This is a genomic window from Streptomyces sp. NPDC048411 (assembly GCF_040704695.1).
Classification (GTDB): Bacteria; Actinomycetota; Actinomycetes; order Streptomycetales; family Streptomycetaceae; genus Streptomyces.
The window spans coordinates 35,500-53,833 of record NZ_JBEZKL010000035.1; the positions used below are offsets into that span (position 1 = coordinate 35,500).

The 18,334-nt window shown below is 70.4% G+C and carries 18 protein-coding genes and 1 riboswitch; of the genes, 8 read left to right on the forward strand and 10 right to left on the reverse strand.

Annotated features, from left to right (window positions below):
- Positions 1-15 precede the first annotated feature (15 nt).
- Positions 16-945, reverse strand: coding sequence for a LysR family transcriptional regulator (locus tag AB0915_RS15305; RefSeq protein WP_366691547.1), 930 nt, complete (start codon positions 943-945; stop codon positions 16-18).
- A 74-nt stretch (positions 946-1,019) separates the two neighbouring features.
- On the opposite strand from AB0915_RS15305, the gene AB0915_RS15310 reads away from it, so the two are divergent.
- Positions 1,020-1,976 (forward strand): DMT family transporter, encoded by a 957-nt coding sequence (locus tag AB0915_RS15310; protein WP_366691548.1) that lies wholly within the window; start codon positions 1,020-1,022, stop codon positions 1,974-1,976.
- A 75-nt stretch (positions 1,977-2,051) separates the two neighbouring features.
- On the opposite strand, the gene AB0915_RS15315 is transcribed toward AB0915_RS15310, so the two are convergent.
- Positions 2,052-3,383 (reverse strand): aminotransferase class I/II-fold pyridoxal phosphate-dependent enzyme, encoded by a 1,332-nt coding sequence (locus tag AB0915_RS15315; protein ID WP_366691549.1) that lies wholly within the window; start codon positions 3,381-3,383, stop codon positions 2,052-2,054.
- Between the two features lie 35 nt (positions 3,384-3,418).
- Here AB0915_RS15315 and AB0915_RS15320 point away from each other — a divergent pair, with 35 nt between their 5' ends.
- Positions 3,419-4,114 (forward strand): pyridoxamine 5'-phosphate oxidase family protein, encoded by a 696-nt coding sequence (locus AB0915_RS15320; RefSeq protein WP_366691550.1) that lies wholly within the window; start codon positions 3,419-3,421, stop codon positions 4,112-4,114.
- 41 nt (positions 4,115-4,155) lie between these two features.
- Here AB0915_RS15320 and AB0915_RS15325 read toward each other — a convergent pair whose 3' ends face one another.
- The 4 genes from AB0915_RS15325 to AB0915_RS15340 all read right to left on the reverse strand — a co-directional run bounded on the left by AB0915_RS15325 (position 4,156) and on the right by AB0915_RS15340 (position 7,249).
- Complete coding sequence (locus AB0915_RS15325) at positions 4,156-5,112, reverse strand: DMT family transporter (RefSeq protein WP_366691551.1); 957 nt, start codon at positions 5,110-5,112, stop codon at positions 4,156-4,158.
- Between the two features lie 158 nt (positions 5,113-5,270).
- On the reverse strand, positions 5,271-6,278 hold the full coding sequence (locus AB0915_RS15330) for an EamA family transporter (RefSeq protein WP_366691552.1): 1,008 nt from the start codon (positions 6,276-6,278) through the stop codon (positions 5,271-5,273).
- A gap of 93 nt (positions 6,279-6,371) precedes the next feature.
- Complete coding sequence (locus AB0915_RS15335) at positions 6,372-6,542, reverse strand: hypothetical protein (RefSeq protein WP_366691553.1); 171 nt, start codon at positions 6,540-6,542, stop codon at positions 6,372-6,374.
- A gap of 155 nt (positions 6,543-6,697) precedes the next feature.
- On the reverse strand, positions 6,698-7,249 hold the full coding sequence (locus AB0915_RS15340) for a Clp protease N-terminal domain-containing protein (RefSeq protein WP_366691571.1): 552 nt from the start codon (positions 7,247-7,249) through the stop codon (positions 6,698-6,700).
- Between the two features lie 200 nt (positions 7,250-7,449).
- Between AB0915_RS15340 and AB0915_RS15345 the strand changes: the two genes are divergently transcribed.
- On the forward strand, positions 7,450-7,677 hold the full coding sequence (locus AB0915_RS15345) for a hypothetical protein (protein WP_366691554.1): 228 nt from the start codon (positions 7,450-7,452) through the stop codon (positions 7,675-7,677).
- A gap of 78 nt (positions 7,678-7,755) precedes the next feature.
- On the forward strand, positions 7,756-8,187 hold the full coding sequence (locus AB0915_RS15350; RefSeq protein ID WP_366691555.1) for an SRPBCC family protein: 432 nt from the start codon (positions 7,756-7,758) through the stop codon (positions 8,185-8,187).
- Positions 8,188-8,255: 68 nt separating this feature from the next.
- On the opposite strand, the gene AB0915_RS15355 is transcribed toward AB0915_RS15350, so the two are convergent.
- Entirely contained in the window at positions 8,256-8,876 is a 621-nt protein-coding gene (locus AB0915_RS15355) for a PadR family transcriptional regulator (protein ID WP_366691556.1), read from the reverse strand.
- A gap of 134 nt (positions 8,877-9,010) precedes the next feature.
- On the opposite strand from AB0915_RS15355, the gene AB0915_RS15360 reads away from it, so the two are divergent.
- Both AB0915_RS15360 and AB0915_RS15365 read left to right on the forward strand, forming a co-directional pair.
- The gene (locus AB0915_RS15360) at positions 9,011-9,832 is read left to right on the forward strand and encodes a methyltransferase domain-containing protein (RefSeq protein WP_366691557.1); all 822 of its coding nucleotides are present in this window, start codon (positions 9,011-9,013) and stop codon (positions 9,830-9,832) included.
- 86 nt (positions 9,833-9,918) lie between these two features.
- Positions 9,919-10,740 (forward strand): PhzF family phenazine biosynthesis protein, encoded by an 822-nt coding sequence (locus AB0915_RS15365; protein ID WP_366691558.1) that lies wholly within the window; start codon positions 9,919-9,921, stop codon positions 10,738-10,740.
- A gap of 60 nt (positions 10,741-10,800) precedes the next feature.
- Here AB0915_RS15365 and AB0915_RS15370 read toward each other — a convergent pair whose 3' ends face one another.
- The gene (locus AB0915_RS15370; RefSeq protein WP_366691559.1) at positions 10,801-11,580 is read right to left on the reverse strand and encodes a CPBP family intramembrane glutamic endopeptidase; all 780 of its coding nucleotides are present in this window, start codon (positions 11,578-11,580) and stop codon (positions 10,801-10,803) included.
- Between the two features lie 331 nt (positions 11,581-11,911).
- Positions 11,912-13,417, reverse strand: coding sequence for a glutamate-cysteine ligase family protein (locus tag AB0915_RS15375; protein ID WP_366691560.1), 1,506 nt, complete (start codon positions 13,415-13,417; stop codon positions 11,912-11,914).
- A 480-nt stretch (positions 13,418-13,897) separates the two neighbouring features.
- Here AB0915_RS15375 and AB0915_RS15380 point away from each other — a divergent pair, with 480 nt between their 5' ends.
- Both AB0915_RS15380 and AB0915_RS15385 read left to right on the forward strand, forming a co-directional pair.
- Positions 13,898-14,491 carry a hypothetical protein gene (locus AB0915_RS15380; protein ID WP_366691561.1) on the forward strand — a complete coding sequence of 198 codons (594 nt, stop codon included), beginning with the start codon at positions 13,898-13,900 and terminating at the stop codon, positions 14,489-14,491.
- A gap of 340 nt (positions 14,492-14,831) precedes the next feature.
- Positions 14,832-15,038, forward strand: a complete 207-nt coding sequence (locus AB0915_RS15385; RefSeq protein WP_323135913.1) for a DUF5999 family protein — start codon at positions 14,832-14,834, stop codon at positions 15,036-15,038.
- An 86-nt stretch (positions 15,039-15,124) separates the two neighbouring features.
- Here the strand turns inward: AB0915_RS15385 and gcvP are convergent, their stop codons facing one another.
- Entirely contained in the window at positions 15,125-18,010 is a 2,886-nt protein-coding gene (gene gcvP / locus AB0915_RS15390; RefSeq protein WP_366691562.1) for an aminomethyl-transferring glycine dehydrogenase, read from the reverse strand.
- A gap of 194 nt (positions 18,011-18,204) precedes the next feature.
- A riboswitch (glycine riboswitch) is annotated at positions 18,205-18,302 on the reverse strand.
- Between the last annotated feature and the right edge of the window lie 32 nt (positions 18,303-18,334).

Here is an 18,334-nt window from a genome sequence, read left to right on the forward strand (position 1 = left end):
CTCGCCGCCACGAGGTCAGGCCGCACCGTCCCTGTTCAACGGAGCGTCGAAATCCCGGCCCGCCGCACGCAGGGCCGCAACCGCCGCCCTGATCGACGGGCGGCGGTCCGCGTCCGCCCGCCACACGGCGTGGACGTGCCGTCTCATCTTCTGCCGCACGGGCACGAGCCGCACCCTGTCCGGCGCAGCCCCCCGCCCCAGCCGGGGCGAAACGCAGACGCCCACCCCGACGGCGATCAGTGCGAGCTGGGTGTGGTGTTCGCCCGCGAGATGGGCAATGCGCGGCTCGATTCCCTTGGAGCGCAGCGTGAACATCAGCCAGTCGTGACAGAACTCGCCCTCCGGCCAGGAGATCCAGTCGTCGTCGGCGAAGTCCTCCAGATCCACTTCCGTACGGTCCGCGAGCGGGTGATCGGCCGGCATCGCGATGTCCGGTGCGTCGTCGAGCAGTTCGGCCATCGCCAGACCGCCGGGGACCGGCAGCCTCTTGTTGCTCCAGTCGAGCACCACCGCCAAGTCGATATCGCCCCGCATCACGGCACGGATGCCGGCTTCCGGCTCCAACTCGGCGGTGCTCACCTTCAGTTCGGGGTGATCCGCGCGCAGCGTGGCAAGCATCGCCGGGAACAGTCCGCGCGCTGCGGTGGGAAACGCGCCGAGCCGGATCTCGCCCACCACCTCTCCGCGCTGGGCCTCGATGTCGGACTGCGCCAGCTCGACCTGGGACAGAATCCTCGCGGCATGGTCGGCGAGCAGCTGCCCCGCGTCGGTGAGCCGGACCCCGCGGCCGTTCCTGGCGAGGAGCTGCTGCCTCACTTCGCGCTCCAGTTTGGCCAACTGCTGGGAGACTGCCGACGTGGTGACATGCAGGAACTCGGCCGCGCCGCTCACCGAACCGAAGCGGGCGAGGGCATCCAGGGTGCGCAGTCGCTCGAGGTTCAACATGTAAGCGATGCTACGCGAAGGCTTGCACAAAGTCTCACTTGTCCTACGCGGTTGAATTCGTCATCGTTGTCCTCATGACCGCCCCCACCTCGACCGCCGCCCCCACCCGGGCGACCGGCGTTCCCGCCCCCTCCTCCGCGCGCCGCCCCGCACTGGACTGGCGGATCCGCTTCGCGGCGCTGTCGCTCATCTGGGGCTTCAGCTTTCTCCTGATCAAGGTCGGCACCGAGGCGTACGCCCCGTTCCAGGTGACGCTCGGCCGACTGCTGTCGGGGACGGCGGTGCTGGCCGTCGCCATGGTGGTGCGCCGTGAGCGGCTGCCGCGCACCGCCCGCACCTGGGGCCACCTCACCGTCGCCGCGTTCTTCCTCAACGCGCTGCCGTTCTCGCTCTTCGCCTACTCTGAACAGACCATCCCGTCGACACTGGCCGGCATCTGCAACGCCACCTCGCCGCTGTGGGGCATGGCGCTGTCCCTCGTCGCGCTCTCCGAGGACCGGCCGACCCGTCGCCGCGTGGCGGGACTCGGCCTCGGCTTCCTCGGTGTGCTGACGGTGCTGGGCGCCTGGCAGGGCTTCTCCGGGCTGGACTTCAGCGGCACGGCGATGGCACTCCTCGCCTCCCTCAGCTACCCGGTCGGCTGGATCTACGTCCGCAGGACCCTGGCGGGCAGCGGGTCGTCCACCCTCGCCCTGACCGGAAGCCAGCTCTTCCTCGGCACCGTGCAGATCGCCCTGGTCACCCCTCTGTTCACGTCGGCCCCGGAAGGCTTCCCCCTGCTGCCGACGCTCGCCGTCGTCGCGCTGGGGGCGCTCGGTACGGGCCTTGCGGTGCTGATGCAGTACGGCCTGGTCGAGGAGGTCGGACCGACGACCGCGCAGATGGTCACGTACTTCATTCCGGTCATCGCCACCGCGGCCGGGGTCGCCCTGCTCGGCGAACAGTTGACCTGGAACACCCCGGTCGGCGCCGTGATCGTCCTGACGGGCGCCGCCCTGACTCAGAGCAGAGCCCGTAAGCCCAAGTCCTGACCGCTCACCCCGCCCCGTCGGACCACCGCGTCCGGGCCCGAACCGCTCACCCCGTCCCCCCGAACGCCACCCGGCTCAGCCGTAATTCATCGGGCGGAGCGGTCCTGCCGCTGCCGCCACCGCATCCGCCAGCGGCTCGATGTCGGCCGCGGTGAGCGGTGACACGGTGAGCCGGACCCCCTGCGGTGCGGCGAGCCGGAACCTCGCCCCGGGCGCCACCGCCCAGCCCGCGCCCAGCAGCCGGGCGACGGTCCCGGTCTCGTCGCTCACCGGCACCCACACATTCATACCGCTGCGGCCGTGTGCCTCGACACCGCGCTCCTTCAGCGCCCGGACGAGCGCGTCCCGCCGCTCCCCGTACGACCGGGCGACCGCGTCGGTGTCGACGGCGCCCGAAGTCAGCAGGTGCGCCACTGCCCGCTGCAGGAGCCTGCTGACCCAGCCGGGCCCCAGCCCCTGCCGCCCCAGGACCCGGTCGACCGTGACCGCGTCCCCGGTCAGCACGGCAACCCGCAGATCGGGCCCGTACGCCTTGGCGACCGACCGCACGAACGCCCACCGGTCCGTGACACCCGCCAGCGGATGCAGCGGCAGATCGACGATGGCGTGCCCGTGATCGTCCTCGATCAGCAGCACTCCGCGGTGACCGGCGAGAACGCGGCGCAACTCCTCGGCGCGCGCCGCCCCGACAGCGGCACCTGTCGGATTCTGCGCACGGTCCGTCACCACGAGTGCACGGGCACCGGCGCTGAGCGCCCCTTCGACGGCATCGGGCAATGGCCCCTCGTCGTCCACAGGGAGCGGCACGGGACGCAGACCCAGCGCCGGTACGAGATCGAGCAGGGAGCCCCAGCCGGGGTCCTCGACGGCGACCGCGTCACCGGGCTTGAGATGAGCGACCAGCACCCGCTCGATCGCGTCCAAGGATCCGGAGGTGACGGCCACGGGCCCGGCCGGCACCCCGTCGGCATCGAGGGCGGCGCGTGCCAGTGCGGCGAACTCCGGGTCCACCGGCGCTTCTCCGTACATCCCCGGCCGCTCCGCATACGCCCGCGTGGCCGCCGCGAACGCCTCGTCCAGTGGTGGCAGCAACGCCGGATCAGGGTTCCCCTCTCCCAGATCGCGAGCCCCGGGCGGCGCCTCGACCCGGAGCGAGCCACGCGCCGTACTGGCGGGGCGCGGACGCACCCGACTCCCCCGGCGACCGGCCGTCTCGATCACCCCGCGCTCGCGAAGGGTGCGGTAGGCGGCCGCGACCGTATTCGGATTGACCTCCAATTGGGCGGCCAACTCGCGCATGGGCGGCAGCACTTGCCCGGGCGCGAGCTCACCCGACCCGACTGCTCGCTCGACACTCGCGGCAATCTCCGATGCACGCCGCCCGACGATCCGATACTCTTCTAGCACAAAGACGATTATGCACTAGTGCAATGGAGTTGGCCATGCCGGACACCGCACCGCCGCAGACCACGGGCCCGGAGGCAGCAGCCCCGTACGAACCGACCGAGCGGACCGTCCCGACCCGCTCCCGGGAGCGGGCCTCGTACGACCGGGAGCTGGTCCACTCGATACTCGACGAGGCCTACCTCTGCCATCTCGGCTTCGTCCGCGGCGGCGCACCGGTCGTCCTGCCCACGCTCTTCGGCCGGATCGGCGAGCGGCTGTACATACACGGCTCGACCGGCTCGCGGCCGCTTCGGCAGGCCGGCGAGACGGACCCCGGCCTGCCCGTCTGCCTCACGGTGACGCATGTCGACGGGCTGGTGCTGGCCCGCTCCGCCTTCCACCACTCGATCAACTACCGCTCCGTGGTGGTCCACGGCATCGCCCGCACGGTGACCGACCCGGAGGAGCGGCGTACCGCGCTCGACGCGATCGTCGACCATGTCGTCCCGGGCCGGACCGCGGACTCCCGCCCGGCGAACACCAAGGAGCTCGCCGCGACGGCCGTGATCCGGCTGGACCTCGACGAGGTGTCCGCAAAGGTGCGCACCGGAGGCCCGAACGACGATCCGGACGATCTCGCGCTGCCGCACTGGGCGGGCGTCGTTCCGCTGGCCCGCGGCTACCATGCGCCGCAGCCGTCGGACGACCTCGATCCGGCTATCGCGGTGCCCGACTATCTGACCGTTCTCTGATGCCCGGGGGCGGCCACCACCGGTGGCCGCCCCCGGCACCGTCAGACGGGAACGGCTGCCCGGCGGCGGGCACTCGCCGCACTGCGCGTCTCAGCGACGGCGAGCCCCGCGACCGCCGTGAGGAGCAGCAGCGTGCCGGCCACCGTGGCCGCGGTGAGCTGCTCCCGGAGCACGACGACAGCGATGACCGCGGCACTCACCGGTTCGAGCAGCATGATCACGGACACCGTGGCGGCCCGCACCACCGCAGCGCCCGCGAAGTAGAGGGCGTAGGCGAGCGCGGTAGGGACGGCCGCCACGTACACCAGCAGCCACACCACCTGGGCGGCGTCCGCGGTGTGCGGCACAAGTCCTTCCGCAGCCGCCATCGGCAGCAGCCCGAGCGCACCGATCCCGAAGGCCCACGCGCTGGTGGCGAGCGGGTCCGAGCCACCGCCGTCGCGGCCGAGCCACCGGGTCAGCAGGGTGATGGCGGCGTATCCGGAGGCGGAGAGCAGCGCCAGTGCGACCCCGGCAGGACGCACCGCAGCGCCTTCACCGCCGAGCACCAGCACGGCGAGCCCGGCGAGCGCGCCCAGCACCGCGGCGAGCCCCCCGCCGCCGAGCCGCTCCCCCATGGTCAGCCGCGCGCCGACGGCGATGAGTACGGGCCCGGCGCCGAGGGTGACGACGGTCCCGACCGCGAGACCGGTCGCTTCGACGGCCGCGAAGTAGGCGCTCTGGAACAGGGTGAGGCCGAGGCCGGTCCCGAGGATGCGCAGCAGACGGCGCCGCCGCGACTCGGCGGAGACTGCTGCGCGTCGTGGCCGCAGCACGAGCGCGGCGAGCAGCAGCACGAGACCGCCGACGCAGCGCCAGAACGAGAGGGCGAGAGGGCCGAGATCGCTGACCCGGAAGATCAGCGAGGCGGCAGCCCCCGCGGTCCCCCAGGCCACCCCGGCGACGATCAGATAGAACAGGCTCCGCCCGACGGGCAGGCGGGAGGCAGGATTCGGCACGTGCACTTCTCCTGAAGAAAACAGATGGTGGTCGCTCGGCTCGGCACGCGGGCAGCGACGATCCGCTCGGGGCCTTCCCGAGCCTGGTCTTCGTCAGGAGTGGCGGCCCGCGTCAGGCGGCGGGCGGCGGAAGCACAGTGAGATGCATGATCGGCACCTTACGTGGCGGCAGGGCGGGCGGACAACTCCTCGACGGCATCCCGGTCGCCTCCCGCGCCCACCCCCGACGCCACGGGGCCGGAGGGGGCCTTGGGCGTCGACGACTGGGCGATGAACGCACCGATCAGCACCATGGCGCCGCCGATGAGCTGCGGCGCTGCAAGATGTTCCCCGAGCAGCACCCAGGCGAGCACGGTAGCGATGACCGCCTCCAGGCAGGCAACGACACCCGCCACCGCAGGAGACAGCAGCCGTACCGAGATCACGCCGGTCACATAGGCGATGACGGTGGCGAGCAGCACGATCCAGCCGAGCAGCAACCAGGCGGGAACCTCCGCGCCGTTCATGCCGGTGCTGCCGCCGAGGACCGACCAGTCCATTCCCCAGGGCCGTGCCACCACCGTGAGGACGGCTGCACCGATCAACAGTCCGTACGCGATGACACCGACCGGATGCGGAGGCTCCGCGCCCGCCGCCGTGTCCCCGCTCCCCGGGTCCGAGAGGACGAAGTAGCCGACCTGACAGCAGGCGGCACCGAGGGCAAGCAGCAGCCCGACCGCATCGAAGCTCAGCCCGGACCACACCTCGACCACACAGGCGAGACCGCCGACCGCGAGAACGACGCCGACCGCGGCGGCCCGAGTGACAGGACGGCGCTGCACGAACCGGACCCAGCCGAGGACGAGCGCGGGCGCCAGATATTCGACCAGCAGCGCGACACCGACGGGTATACGGGAGATCGCGGCGAAGTAGCAGGCCTGGACGCCCGCGACGGCGAGCAGGCCGAAGCCCAGGAGCAGCACGGGACGGCTGCGTACGAGATCCCGGTGACGCCACGCCACGGGAAGCATGACGAGGGCGGCACCCGCCACCCGTAGCCATACCACATGGAGCGGGTCGAGCCCTGCCTCGATCAGCGGCTTGGCCGCCACCCCGGAACCACCGAATGCGAACGCCGAGGCCAGGGCTAGTCCCAGGCCGGCGCTTCTCCCCTGAGACGCGTGCATCGGCACATCATGACAGCTGCCGTCATGAGCGTCACCCCGGTGACCGCTGTCGCGCGTAACACACCGATACCACCGCGGCCCCTGACTGTCGCACTACCGCACGCGCTCTCCGATCCGGGCGACGGCCAGCCCGTCCAGGTAGTCGCGTACCCGCGTGATCAGTCCGTCCCGGATGTGGAGTACCGGCAGTCCGGGGATGGTGAAGGCGGAACCGCCGACCGGCATCGACGCCCACCGCGGCACCCCGGCCGACCATCTGGCCATCCTGCTGCGACCCGCTCTCACAGCACTGACGGAGCCCCCGCACGGAAACGACCGGCCATCACAGCCCTGACAGAGCCACCGCACCACCGCCATGGCGGGCCGGCAACACCCTGGCGGAAACCGCCACGCCGAGGCGCCCGCGCGACGAGGGGCTGTCAGCCCCCGCCCGGCGCATCGACGATCCGGCCGGCGAGCCGCACCGCATCGACACCGGCCCGCTCCAGCACCTCGACAGCCCTGCATTCCGGGTCGGCGGCCAGTGCCGCGAGCAGATCGAGCCCGCCGGCCCGCACGTCCCCGCGAAGCTCCGCGCGCTCCCTGGCACCGGCCATCGCCGACAGAGCCGAGGGCGACCAGCCCTCCACCCCTGCGTCCCCTGCCTCGGCCGCCATCTGAGTGACGACCGGAACCGCGCCGGAGTCCTCCACGGTGCCCTGCCAGCGAAGCCCGTAACCGATGGAGCGCTGCACGAGGTAGCCGAGCACCTTCGCGAGCTGCGGTCCGCCCTCGAAGGCGGTGCGGACCTCTGGATCCGACTCGATGAGGGAATGCAGCAGATGAGCCGTGTCGATCTGCCGGTCACCGTCGCGCAGGGCGCGCCTGCGGGCACCCGTCACCACCGAGGCCAGTTCCACGGTGAGTGTGGCTCCGGGTTCAGCGCGGTTCGGTGCGGGCTGCTGAGGAATCTGCGGCGTCCGGTTTTGCACACCTCTCACCCCATCAGTCCCTGGGTGCCTGAGCATCCCCGGAAGGGCCCATTTACACATCCCGCCGAAGTTGGGGACACCAGAGCGGTTCCTCCTCCTTACGGATGAGATCTCGTCATTCGCGGATCCGATTGCCGGAAACGGCGCGCGCCGCCTTGCCCTGCGCTCCGCGAGCCGCCCGCACAGGTCCCCCACACCACGTGTACGGCGGCGACCGGAAAGGAGCACCAGAGGCGAGCCGATCGGTCGCCCTGCCGGCGATCGACGGACGGGAGTACGTCCACCGCGTCCACGCTCTCCGTGACGCCCTGCCCGCCAACCCGTTCCGGGCGGCGTTCCACTGCCACGCCGACGGCCTGCACCCTCGCATCGCCGACCGGCTCGACGCGGCGCCAATCCGGCACACAGAGCGGATCCAACAGATCTGACAGTTCATCAGTATTGAATGTTTTCGCCACTACGGCTACGTTCCGCGACACGGTAACCCGACGAGAAGGGGTGGTCGCATGGCCGAAGTCAGTGCCGAAACGCGCGTCGAAGCGCCGGCCGAGAAGGTCTGGGCCCAGCTGACGGACTTCACCACGTACGGCCAGTGGAACGCCACCCACACCAGCTTCCCCAAGGGCGGCCCGGCCACACTCGAACTCGCGGCCACCTACGAGGAGAACATGAAGCTCATGGGCTTCCCCGCCGAGGTGACCTGGACCGTGGCGGAGCTGGAGACCGCCCGACTGCTGACCACCAAGGGCAAGGGGCCGATGGGTGTCGATCTGGCGATGCGCTACTCACTGACACCCGACGGCGATGCCACCATGGTCCGGATCGACGGAGAGTTCACCGGAGCCGCGGTCTCCCTGATGGCGGGCAAGCTCAAGGACTCGGCGACCGCCGCACTCGTGGAGTCGCTGCGCAAGCTGGGCGGCCTGGTCGCCGCCTGACCACCACCGGACGAACGAAGGGCCCCGCGGCTCAGCCACAGGGCCCTTCGCCGGGACCACTCCTCGGGTCATTGCTCGTCGGCAAGGATCAGATAGAGCTTCTTCCGGGCGTCATTGATCAGCGACAGCGCCTTCTGGCGCTGATCGGCCGAGCCGGTCTTCCAGACCTGGCCGAATGCCTCCATCAAACCGAAGCCGGCTTGCCGGATCTCGTTGACGCTCTCCCAGTCGATCCCGCGCCCGGCCTCCTCCCATGGCGCGTCGGGCCCGGATTCCGCCTCGGCGCGGCCGGCGTCGGTGAGCGTGAACAGCTTCTTGCCGCCCTCGCTCGCGCTGACGATCAACCCCTCGTCCTCCAGCAGCTGAAGGGTCGGATAGACCGAGCCGGGGCTGGGCCGCCAGGCCCCGCCGCTGCGCTCGCCGATCTCCTGGATCATCTCGTACCCGTGCATCGGCCGGTCCTTCAGCAGCGCCAGGATCGAAGCCCGTACGTCACCACGCCGCGCCCTTCCCCGGCCGCCACCGCGACCGCGCCCCCCGCCGAAGGGGCCGCCACCGAAGGGGCCACCGCCGAACGGGGGTCCGAACTGCCCGAATGCGGCACGGCGGCCCTCGAAGTCACCCCGACCGTGATGACCGGGCCCGCAGCGCCCATGTCCGTGCTCATGCTCGTGTCCATGTGAACGCATCGCTACGCTCCTCCCATCGCTGATCTGTCGCGATGCGTCAACGATATATCGGAATCGCTCTTACGACAATCGCTTCGGAAGGACCTTGCCTTGCATACTTGCCCCGAGGCGCACACGACGGAGGGCGATGCGACATGACTGCACCCGGCCCGGAGCACGGGCACGGCCCGGACCACGGCTACCTGCTCGACAACCGGCAGAACGAGGCGGGCATCCGCTTCGGCGCCCTCGCCGAACTCTTCGACCCGGTGACCTTCCGGCATGTCGACCGGCTCGGTATCACCGCGGGCATGCGCTGCTGGGAGGTCGGAGCCGGCGGCCCCTCCGTTCCCGCCGGCCTGGCCGCGCGAGTCGGTCCGACCGGCGCCGTGGTCGCGACGGACATCGATGTGTCGTGGGCGCAGGGCGCCGCGGACGACGTCGTCGAGGTACTGCGCCACGATGTCGCCGCCGATCCCCCGCCTCCCGGCAGCTTCGACCTGGTCCATGCCCGGCTGGTCCTGGTACACGTCACCGACCGTGCCGAGGCGCTGCGCCGCATGATTCAGGCGCTGCGGCCCGGTGGTGCACTCCTCCTGGAGGACGCCGACCCCGGGTTGCAGCCGCTGCTGTGCCCGGACGAGTCGGGCCCCGAACAGCGCCTCGCCAATCGCCTCCGGTCAGGCTTCCGCGAACTCATGGCGGCCCGCGGTGCAGACCTCGCCTACGGCCGGACCCTGCCCCGGCTGCTGCGCGAGGCGGGTCTGGACGATGTGCAGGCCGATGCGTACTTCCCTATCACCTCACCGGCGTGCACCGTCCTTGAGGCCGCCACCGTGCGCCAGATCCGCGACCGGCTCGTGACGTCGGGTCTCGCCACCGAGGAGGAGATCGACCGGCACCTGAAGAACGTCGCCACCGGACGCCTCGACCTGGCCACCGCTCCGCTCGTCTCCGCGTGGGGGCGCCGGCCGTAGCGCCCCGGTGCGGCTCTCGGAATCCCAGGCCGGCGGCCTGGAATTGGCCTTGGTCCGCCGCTCTCCAGAACCTCTACGGTCATCCCATGAGGATCCGAATCGTCGACGCGTTCACCGACCGCCCGTTCACCGGCAACCCCGCAGCCGTCCTGCTCCTGGACTCCGACACCTTCCCCGAAGCCGACCGGCTCCAGCAGGTCGCTCTGGAGATGAATCTCTCCGAGACCGCCTTCGCGCACCCCCTGCCGCCGGGCGGAGAGGCGGACTGGGCGCTGCGCTGGTTCACCCCGGCCACCGAAGTGGACATGTGCGGGCACGCCACCCTCGCCACGGCCCACGTCCTGCGCACGACCGGAACGGCCGGCGGAACGGTGCGCTTCGCCGCCCGCTGCGGGATCCTCACCTCCACCGCCCACCCGGACGGCTCGCTCACACTCGGCTTCCCCACAGCCCCGCTCACGCCGGCCTCCACCCCGGCCGGGCTGGCCGTCGCCCTGGGCGCGGAACCGCTGTCCGTCCACGACACCGGCGCCCACATCGGCGACCTCCTCGTCGAACTGGCCGACGAGGAGTCCGTACGCGGACTGACCCCGGACTTCGCCGCGCTGGCCGCCTGCTCACGGCGCGGCATCGTCGCCACGGCCGCCGCCGAGGACCCGGCCCGTGGCTACGACTACGTCTCCCGCGGCTTCTTCCCCCAGGTCGGTATCGACGAGGACCCGGTCACCGGCAGCGCCCACACCGCACTGGCCCCCTTCTGGTCGGCCCGGTTCGGCCGTGACGAGCTGACCGGCCTGCAGGCCTCCGCCCGTTCCGGTCTGGTCCGAACATCGCTGCGCGGTGACCGCACACTGCTGACGGGCAGCGCGGTGACAGTCGTCGACGGAGAACTGCTGACCACGTTCTGACCGACGAGACGAGGGGGCGTACGCAATGATCGGTACGCCCCCTGCTTGCGCGCCGTCCGCTCACGGCGTGGGCAGCCACCCCACCTTGCCGGCCAGCAGCGCGTATCCGACGAACGCTCCGATGTCGAGCAGCGCATGCGCCGCGACCAGGGGCCCGACACGCCCCCAACGCCGGTACAGCAGCACGAAGACGACGCCCATCACCATGTTGCCGATGAACCCACCGATCCCCTGATACAGGTGGTACGAGCCGCGCAGCACCGAACTCGCCACCAGGGCTGCCATCGGCGTCCACCCCAACTGCCCGAGTCTGCGCAGCAGATACCCGACGACGATCACTTCCTCCAGCACGGCGTTCTGGAGTGCGGAGAGGATCAGTACCGGGAACTTCCACCACACGTCGGGCAGCGACTCCGGAACCACCGTGAGGTTGAAGCCGGCGGCCCGCGCCACCAGATAGAAGGCCAGCCCGGCGCTGCCGATGCCCGCCGCGATCACCGTGCCGCGCCCCAGGTCCGACCCGGGTCTGGTCCGGCCGAAGCCGATGGCCCGCAGGCCCGCGCCCTCCCTTGTCAGCAGATGCGCCACCAGCGCCACGGGGATCAGGGCCGTGGCGATGCCGAAGAGCTGCCAAGCGAGATCCAGCCATGGTCGTCCCGGGGCATATGAACTGTTGAGCGTCGCGGCCTGATGCTTCAAACCCCCTGGTTTCGTCAGTGATCCGACAAAACTGATCAGAGCAGAGACTCCGCTGGCACCCAGCGAGAGAGCCAGCACCAGCACCGTTTCGGACCGCAGGATCCGCCGTGACACGGCCTCTCGGGGACAAGAATCAGCCACGCGCCCCTCCGTCACCTGTACACCTGCCTTCAGTTGTGCATTCGCATCTCATCCCACTCCCCGCGTCCCGCTGCGGTCTCGAATGCAGGTACGAAAATCATGCGCGACCGGCCGGGGACGACCATCACTGACGATGGTGTGGTCCCCTTTTTCCTTGTTCATCCTCAAGGAGCGGCACCACCGACACGGGACGTCACAGCTTGCCCGACGACTACCCGACGGATTACAGCGGGGACGGTTCTCCGCCGCGCCGCCGCACTGAACAGCCGTGCCCGGGCGGGCACCGGCCGGAGGCGGCAGACGCCGGGCACGCCGAGGCACACCCATCGGGCTACGACACGGGGAGACCCACCGGCCAGCTGTGCACCGGATCGCCGGAGTGCATCAACTCGGCGTACCGGCGGGTGGTGGCCGCGAGCGCCGCGTCCCGGCCGAGCCCGGCGTCCAACCCCCGGTGGTACGTGTCCACCTGCCAGGACGCCCCGTTCACCCGCCGTTTGCAGCGCTCCTCGATGACCCCGAGGTAGCGGTCGCGGTCCGCGGGCTCGATGTTCCAGGCGTCGAGCCCCGCCGCGGCGAGCAGCAGCAGTTCGTCCCGTACGAGCGTGACGGCCGCCACCCGCGTCAGCCCGCCCGACCGCCCCGGCCGGGGCCAGACCAGCTCGGCGTCGATGCCTCGGCGGCAGGCGGTGTCGAAGTTCTCGGCCGCCGCGGCGAACGGCAGCCTGGTCCACACCGGACGGGACTCCTCGGCGAGCGCCCGCACCAGGCCGTAGTAGAGCGCGGCGTTGGCGATCACGTCGGTGACGGTCGGCCCGGCGGGCAGGACACGGTTCTCGACACGGAGATGGGGTACGCCGTCGGCCAGGCCGTACACCGGCCGGTTCCAGCGGTAGACCGTACCGTTGTGCAGCACGAGCTCCTGGAGACCCGGCACGCCGCCCTCGTCGAGCACCCGCAGCGGGTCCTCCCCGTCGCAGATCGGGAGCAGCGGCGGGAAGTAGCGCAGGTTCTCCTCGAAGAGCTCGTACGCCGAGCTGATCCATCGCTCGCCGAACCAGGTCCTCGGGCGCACCCCCTGGTTCTGCAGTTCGGGCGGCCTGGTGTCGGTGGCCTGCTGGAAGAGCGGCGGCCGCGACTCCCGCCACAGCTCCCTGCCGAACAGAAAGGGCGAGTTGGCGCCGAGGGCGATCTGAACGGCGGCGACGGCCTGGGCGGCGTTCCACACGTCCGCGAAACGCGCCGGGGTGACCTGCAGATGCAGCTGGACCGATGTACAGGCCGCTTCGGGTGTGATCGAAGTGGCGGTGCAGACCAATCGCTCCACGCCTTCGATATCGAGGGCAAAATCCTCGCCGCGCGCCGCCACTATCTGATCGTTGAGCAGCGTGTAGCGGTCCACGTCCGAGAGGTTCGCCGCGACCAGGTCCGCGCTGCCGAGGGTCGGCAGTATTCCGATCATCATGATCCCGGCAGCGACCTCGCCCGCCTTCCGATGCGCATATCCGAGACCGGTCCTGAGCTCCTCGGCCAGCTGATCGAAAACACGCCCGGCCAGGTGATGCGGAACTATGTTCACTTCCAGATTGAACATCCCGAGTTCGGTCTGGAAATCACGGCTCGCGATCCGCTCGAGCACCTGCGCATTCATCATCCGGGGCAGGCCGTCCGAACCCGCCAGATTGAGCTCGATCTCCATGCCCATGAGGTTGCGGGGGCGGTCGAACCTCTGCTCCGCCAGGAGCCTCCCCAGCCCCTCCAGGCACAGGTGGAGTTTCCTCCGGTACCTCTGCCGATCGGACAGATCAAAGGCGCCCGCCACGACCTTCTCCCCCATCGAAGCGTCCCTCCGCAAGTGGGCGGCCCGCGGCCCAGGCCGCTCGCGTCACGATCGATAATGCCCAGGGGATGTGATCCATAACGCCCTCATGGACGGCGCGGACCCAGTAATCTGATGGCGACCGTCCGGGCACATTCCGACGGCATGCGGCACGGTGCATTTTCCACCGGCCGGTGGTGGTGAAAACGCCGACGCGATTCGGCCTACCGCGGCTGCGGAAAAACACCAGGTAGCGGCTGCGCGGCTCACCTCGAATCAACAGAATCTCCGCATAATAAAGTCTCGATACCGCCTTGCCGGCAATACCTGCGGCGGCTAGTGGAAACACCGCGTGAACACGTGTCGTATAAACTCCGCGGACGAGGCAGAGAGTTGACGCACCGGCCCAGTCACCGGCTCCTCTGGCCCCGCACGCCGACAGCGCCGTCTGCACCCGCCCACGCATCACCGTGTCTCCGAAGTGAGAGGCGACCCACTATGCCGCTGCATGTTCCCCCGGCTCCCGCGCCTGCACTGCGCAGCGTCCTCGCGGCACTCGGTTCACCCACCGCAGTCCTCGAGGCCCGCACCCCGGCTCTCCGGTCCGTCCAGGGACCTCTGAGCCCCGAACTTCCGCTCCCCGTCCATGTGCTGGACCGGATCGGCCCGAACGGGCTCGCACCACGCACCCGGCTGACCGCGTGGCGCTTCCTGATCCGCAGCTCGGAGCGGGCCGTCGCCGCGGCCGACACCATGCTCACTCCGGACGGCTGGGCCTTCTCGCACTTCTTCGAGGGTCCTTACATCGCATCGACCGAGCTCGCCCTGCGCCAGACGGAGACGGTGACACCCCGCTACCAGCCCCGGCTGCTGTCGATCCCGGAGCTCTACATGCTGACGCTGTGGCTGCACGAGGACATCGAGGCCGACCCGTCGGGTGGCACCCTCGCCCCCACCGATCTTCTGGTACCGCTGGCTCCCGCCCCACCGGGTATCGCGGCACACCGCGCGCACCGGGTCGCCGATCTACTCCCCGTGATGACCCTGCGCATCACCCCCGGCCCCGGCCCCCTGCTCGGTTCACCCGCCTGACCCCGTCCCGCCTCCGGCACGCAGTACTGTGCCCCGTCGCCGTTTCCGGTGGCGGGGCACAGTACTGCGGGACACGCAGCGCGGGACAGCGGGGCGCCCCCGGGACCATCCGGACTAGTCCGGTCCGGCCACCCCGAACCACCCGAAGGGACAGTGCAGTTGTGTTGAACCGTCCGCCCGGGTGACGCGTCATGAGAGTAGGAGCACCGCTGCCGCGAAATCCCTGCGGATTGGCGCCCGTGGGGCAACACTGGAACCGGACCGACAGATACGGGGGGCGGCCATGAACACCTCATCAAGCCGCAGGACACCCACTACAACGCAGCGAAAGAACCCAGCCATGTGCCAGCACAAGCCACCTTGCCCGACAGCCGACTCAGCCGACCGGGAAGCCGCACGCCTGATGGCACACCACCCGGAACAGGGCTGGAGCCTGCTGTGCAACGGCGTCCTGCTCTTCGAGGACACCGGTGAGCTGCTCCCGGACGGGCAGATCATCGCTCCGCACCGGCCGCTGGACGCCGGCCGGGTGATGAAGGCCGCCTGAGCGTGGCCCGTAAGAAATGGGGCCGGCCCGGAGAAGATCTCCGAACCGGCCCCGACGCATGTCCGGGTCACACCCGAACGGGTGGGTCAGTTGTCGTACTCGTCCAGCGGCGGGCAGGAGCAGACGAGGTTGCGGTCACCGAACGCACCGTCGATCCGGCGCACCGGCGGCCAGTACTTGTCGGCGGCCGAGACTCCGGCCGGGAAGACGGCCGTCTCGCGGCTGTACGCGTGCGTCCACTCCCCGCCGAGGATGGCGGCGGTGTGCGGGGCGTTGGTCAGCGGGTTGTCTTCCGCACTCCATTCGCCGGAGGCCACCTTCTCGACCTCGCCGCGGATGGCGATCATCGTGTCGCAGAACCGGTCGAGCTCGGCGAGGTTCTCGCTCTCGGTCGGCTCGATCATCAGCGTGCCCGCCACCGGGAACGACATGGTCGGCGAGTGGAAGCCGTAGTCGATCAGACGCTTGGCGATGTCGTCGACGCTGACCCCGGTCGCCTTGGAGATCGGCCGCAGATCCACGATGCACTCGTGCGCGACCAGACCGGCCGGGCCGGTGTACAGAATCGGGTAGTGCGGTTCGAGACGCTTGGCGATGTAGTTGGCCGCGAGTACGGCGACCTGCGTCGCGTGCTTGAGGCCCTCCCCGCCCATCAGGCGTACGTACGCCCAGGAGATCGGGAGAATACCGGCCGAGCCCCACGGCGCGGCCGAGATCGGTCCGACACCGGTCTCGGGGCCCGCGCCGGGCTGCAGCGGGTGGTTCGGCAGGTACGGCGCCAGATGGGCGCGCACGCCGACCGGGCCGACACCGGGGCCACCGCCGCCGTGCGGGATGCAGAAGGTCTTGTGCAGGTTCAGGTGCGAGACGTCGCCGCCGAACCGACCGGGCTTGGCAAGACCGACCAGCGCGTTGAGGTTGGCGCCGTCGACGTACACCTGACCGCCCGCATCGTGCACCTCGGCACAGATGTCGGCGACGTGCTCCTCGAACACACCGTGCGTCGACGGGTAAGTGATCATGAGCACGGCGAGCTCGTCGCGGTGCTTCTCGATCTTGGCGCGGAGGTCCTCGACGTCGACCTCACCGTCGTCGGCGGTCTTCACCACGATGACCTTCATGCCCGCCATCACGGCGCTCGCGGCGTTGGTGCCGTGCGCGGAAGACGGAATGAGGCAGACGGTCCGCTGCTCGTCGCCGTTGGCCCGGTGGTACGCGCGCACGGCGAGCAGGCCCGCGAACTCGCCCTGCGAGCCCGCGTTCGGCTGGATGGAGACCGCGTCGTAGCCGGTGACCTCGGCGAGGCGCTCCTCCAGCTCACGGATCAGCGTGAGGTAGCCCTCCGCCTGCTCGGCCGGCGCGAACGGGTGCAGCGCGCCGAACTCGGGCCAGGTGATCGACTCCATCTCGGTGGTCGCGTTCAGCTTCATGGTGCAGGAGCCGAGCGGGATCATGCCGCGGTCCAGCGCGTAGTCACGGTCGGCGAGCTTGCGCAGATAGCGCAGCATCGCGGTCTCGGAGCGGTGCTGGTGGAAGACCGGGTGGGTGAGGATCTCATCGGTGCGCAGCAGGGACTCGGGCAGCGCGTCGGCGGCAGCGGCGTCCAGCGCCTCGATGTCGGCGTCGGCGCCGAAGGCGGCCCAGACGGCGGCGAGCTGCGCACGTGTGGTGGTCTCGTCGCAGGCGAGGGAGACCCTGTCGGCATCGACAAGACGCAGGTTGACCCCACGGTCACGGGCGTCGGCCACGACATCCGACGCCTTGCCGGGAACACGCACAGTGAGCGTGTCGAAGTAGGCGCCGGTCTCGACGTCCACCCCGGCCGCGCGCAGGCCCTCGGCCAGGATCGTGGCGTAGCGGTGGGTGCGCTGCGCGATCGTCCGCAAGCCGTCGGGGCCGTGGTAGACCGCGTACATCCCAGCCATCACGGCGAGCAGTACCTGCGCGGTGCAGATGTTGCTGGTGGCCTTCTCGCGACGGATGTGCTGCTCGCGGGTCTGCAGGGCGAGGCGGTAGGCCTTGTTTCCGTCCGCGTCGACGGAGACACCCACGAGGCGGCCGGGCAGGCTGCGGGCGAACTTCTCACGCACAGCCATGAAGCCGGCGTGCGGTCCACCGAAGCCCATCGGTACACCGAAGCGCTGCGTGGTGCCGACGGCGATGTCCGCGCCGAGGTCACCGGGCGAGGTCAGCAGGGTCAGGGCGAGCAGGTCGGCGGCGACGGTGACGATCGCGCCGAGCTCGTGGGCCTGCTCGATGACGGGCTTGATGTCACGGACGGCGCCGGAGGCACCCGGGTACTGGAGCAGCACGCCGAAGACACCGCGCCCGGCGATCTCTGCGGGGATGCCCTCGGCGAGATCGGCGACGACGACCTCGACACCGGTCGGCTCGGCGCGGGTCTCGATCACGGCGATGGTCTGGGGCAGGGTGTCGGAGTCGACCAGGAAGACTCCGTCCTTGACCTTGCCGACGCGTCGGGCGAGCGCCATGGCCTCGGCGGCGGCGGTGCCCTCGTCGAGCAGCGAGGCGCCGGAGGTGGGCAGCCCGGTCAGCTCGGCGACCATCGTCTGGAAGTTGAGCAGCGCCTCCAGGCGGCCCTGCGAGATCTCCGGCTGGTACGGCGTGTAGGCCGTGTACCAGGCGGGATTCTCCATGACGTTGCGGAGGATCACCGGCGGGGTGAACGTGCCGTAGTAGCCGAGCCCGATCATCGGGGCGAGCACCTGGTTGCGGTCGGCAAGGGTGCGGAGCTCGGCGAGGACCTCGGCCTCGGTACGGGCCGACGGCAGCTGCAGCGCCTCCGCACTCTTGATCACATCGGGCACTGCGGCCGCGGTGAGGTCGTCGAGCGAGCCGTAACCGACCTGGGCGAGCATCTTCGCCTGCGCCTCGGCATCGGGGCCGATGTGGCGCTGCTCGAAGGGGATGCCCTGCTCCAGCTGGGAGAGCGGAGTGCGACGGGGGGTCATGGTGGAGGCCTCCTGGTCTGTCACGACCTGCGAGGGGCACCACGGCGCGGGTGCCCGGACGGCCTCCCCCTCTGTCATCTCAACCTGAGAGCTTCACCGGTGCGCCCTGGGGCATACCGGCTTTCACCGTCGGTGAGGGAGGGATCCGTTCCGGCTGCTGCCGCCACGAAACCCGCCCTGCTTTCCAGAGTGACCTCGTCCGTGCGGTACGGGGGCCTGAGAGATTCCGGGGAGGATTTGCTCCTTCGGCGCCTGCCGGATGCGCTCCGGAAGGCTCTCCCGCACGGGGTCAGCAGCCATCACCAGCCTACCAGCGGGGCTCGC

Excerpts from the sequence above, each read along its gene's own strand:
- AB0915_RS15305 (WP_366691547.1), bottom strand. The coding sequence starts at position 945 with ATGTTGAACCTCGAGCGACTGCGCACCCTGGATGCCCTCGCCCGCTTC.
- AB0915_RS15310 (WP_366691548.1), top strand. The coding sequence starts at position 1,020 with ATGACCGCCCCCACCTCGACCGCCGCCCCCACCCGGGCGACCGGCGTT.
- AB0915_RS15320 (WP_366691550.1), top strand. The coding sequence starts at position 3,419 with ATGCCGGACACCGCACCGCCGCAGACCACGGGCCCGGAGGCAGCAGCC.
- AB0915_RS15330 (WP_366691552.1), bottom strand. The coding sequence starts at position 6,278 with ATGCACGCGTCTCAGGGGAGAAGCGCCGGCCTGGGACTAGCCCTGGCC.
- AB0915_RS15335 (WP_366691553.1), bottom strand. The coding sequence starts at position 6,542 with ATGGCCAGATGGTCGGCCGGGGTGCCGCGGTGGGCGTCGATGCCGGTC.
- AB0915_RS15350 (WP_366691555.1), top strand. The coding sequence starts at position 7,756 with ATGGCCGAAGTCAGTGCCGAAACGCGCGTCGAAGCGCCGGCCGAGAAG.
- AB0915_RS15355 (WP_366691556.1), bottom strand. The coding sequence starts at position 8,876 with ATGCGTTCACATGGACACGAGCATGAGCACGGACATGGGCGCTGCGGG.
- AB0915_RS15360 (WP_366691557.1), top strand. The coding sequence starts at position 9,011 with ATGACTGCACCCGGCCCGGAGCACGGGCACGGCCCGGACCACGGCTAC.
- AB0915_RS15365 (WP_366691558.1), top strand. The coding sequence starts at position 9,919 with ATGAGGATCCGAATCGTCGACGCGTTCACCGACCGCCCGTTCACCGGC.
- AB0915_RS15375 (WP_366691560.1), bottom strand. The coding sequence starts at position 13,417 with ATGGGGGAGAAGGTCGTGGCGGGCGCCTTTGATCTGTCCGATCGGCAG.
- AB0915_RS15380 (WP_366691561.1), top strand. The coding sequence starts at position 13,898 with ATGCCGCTGCATGTTCCCCCGGCTCCCGCGCCTGCACTGCGCAGCGTC.
- AB0915_RS15385 (WP_323135913.1), top strand. The coding sequence starts at position 14,832 with ATGTGCCAGCACAAGCCACCTTGCCCGACAGCCGACTCAGCCGACCGG.
- gcvP (WP_366691562.1), bottom strand. The coding sequence starts at position 18,010 with ATGACCCCCCGTCGCACTCCGCTCTCCCAGCTGGAGCAGGGCATCCCC.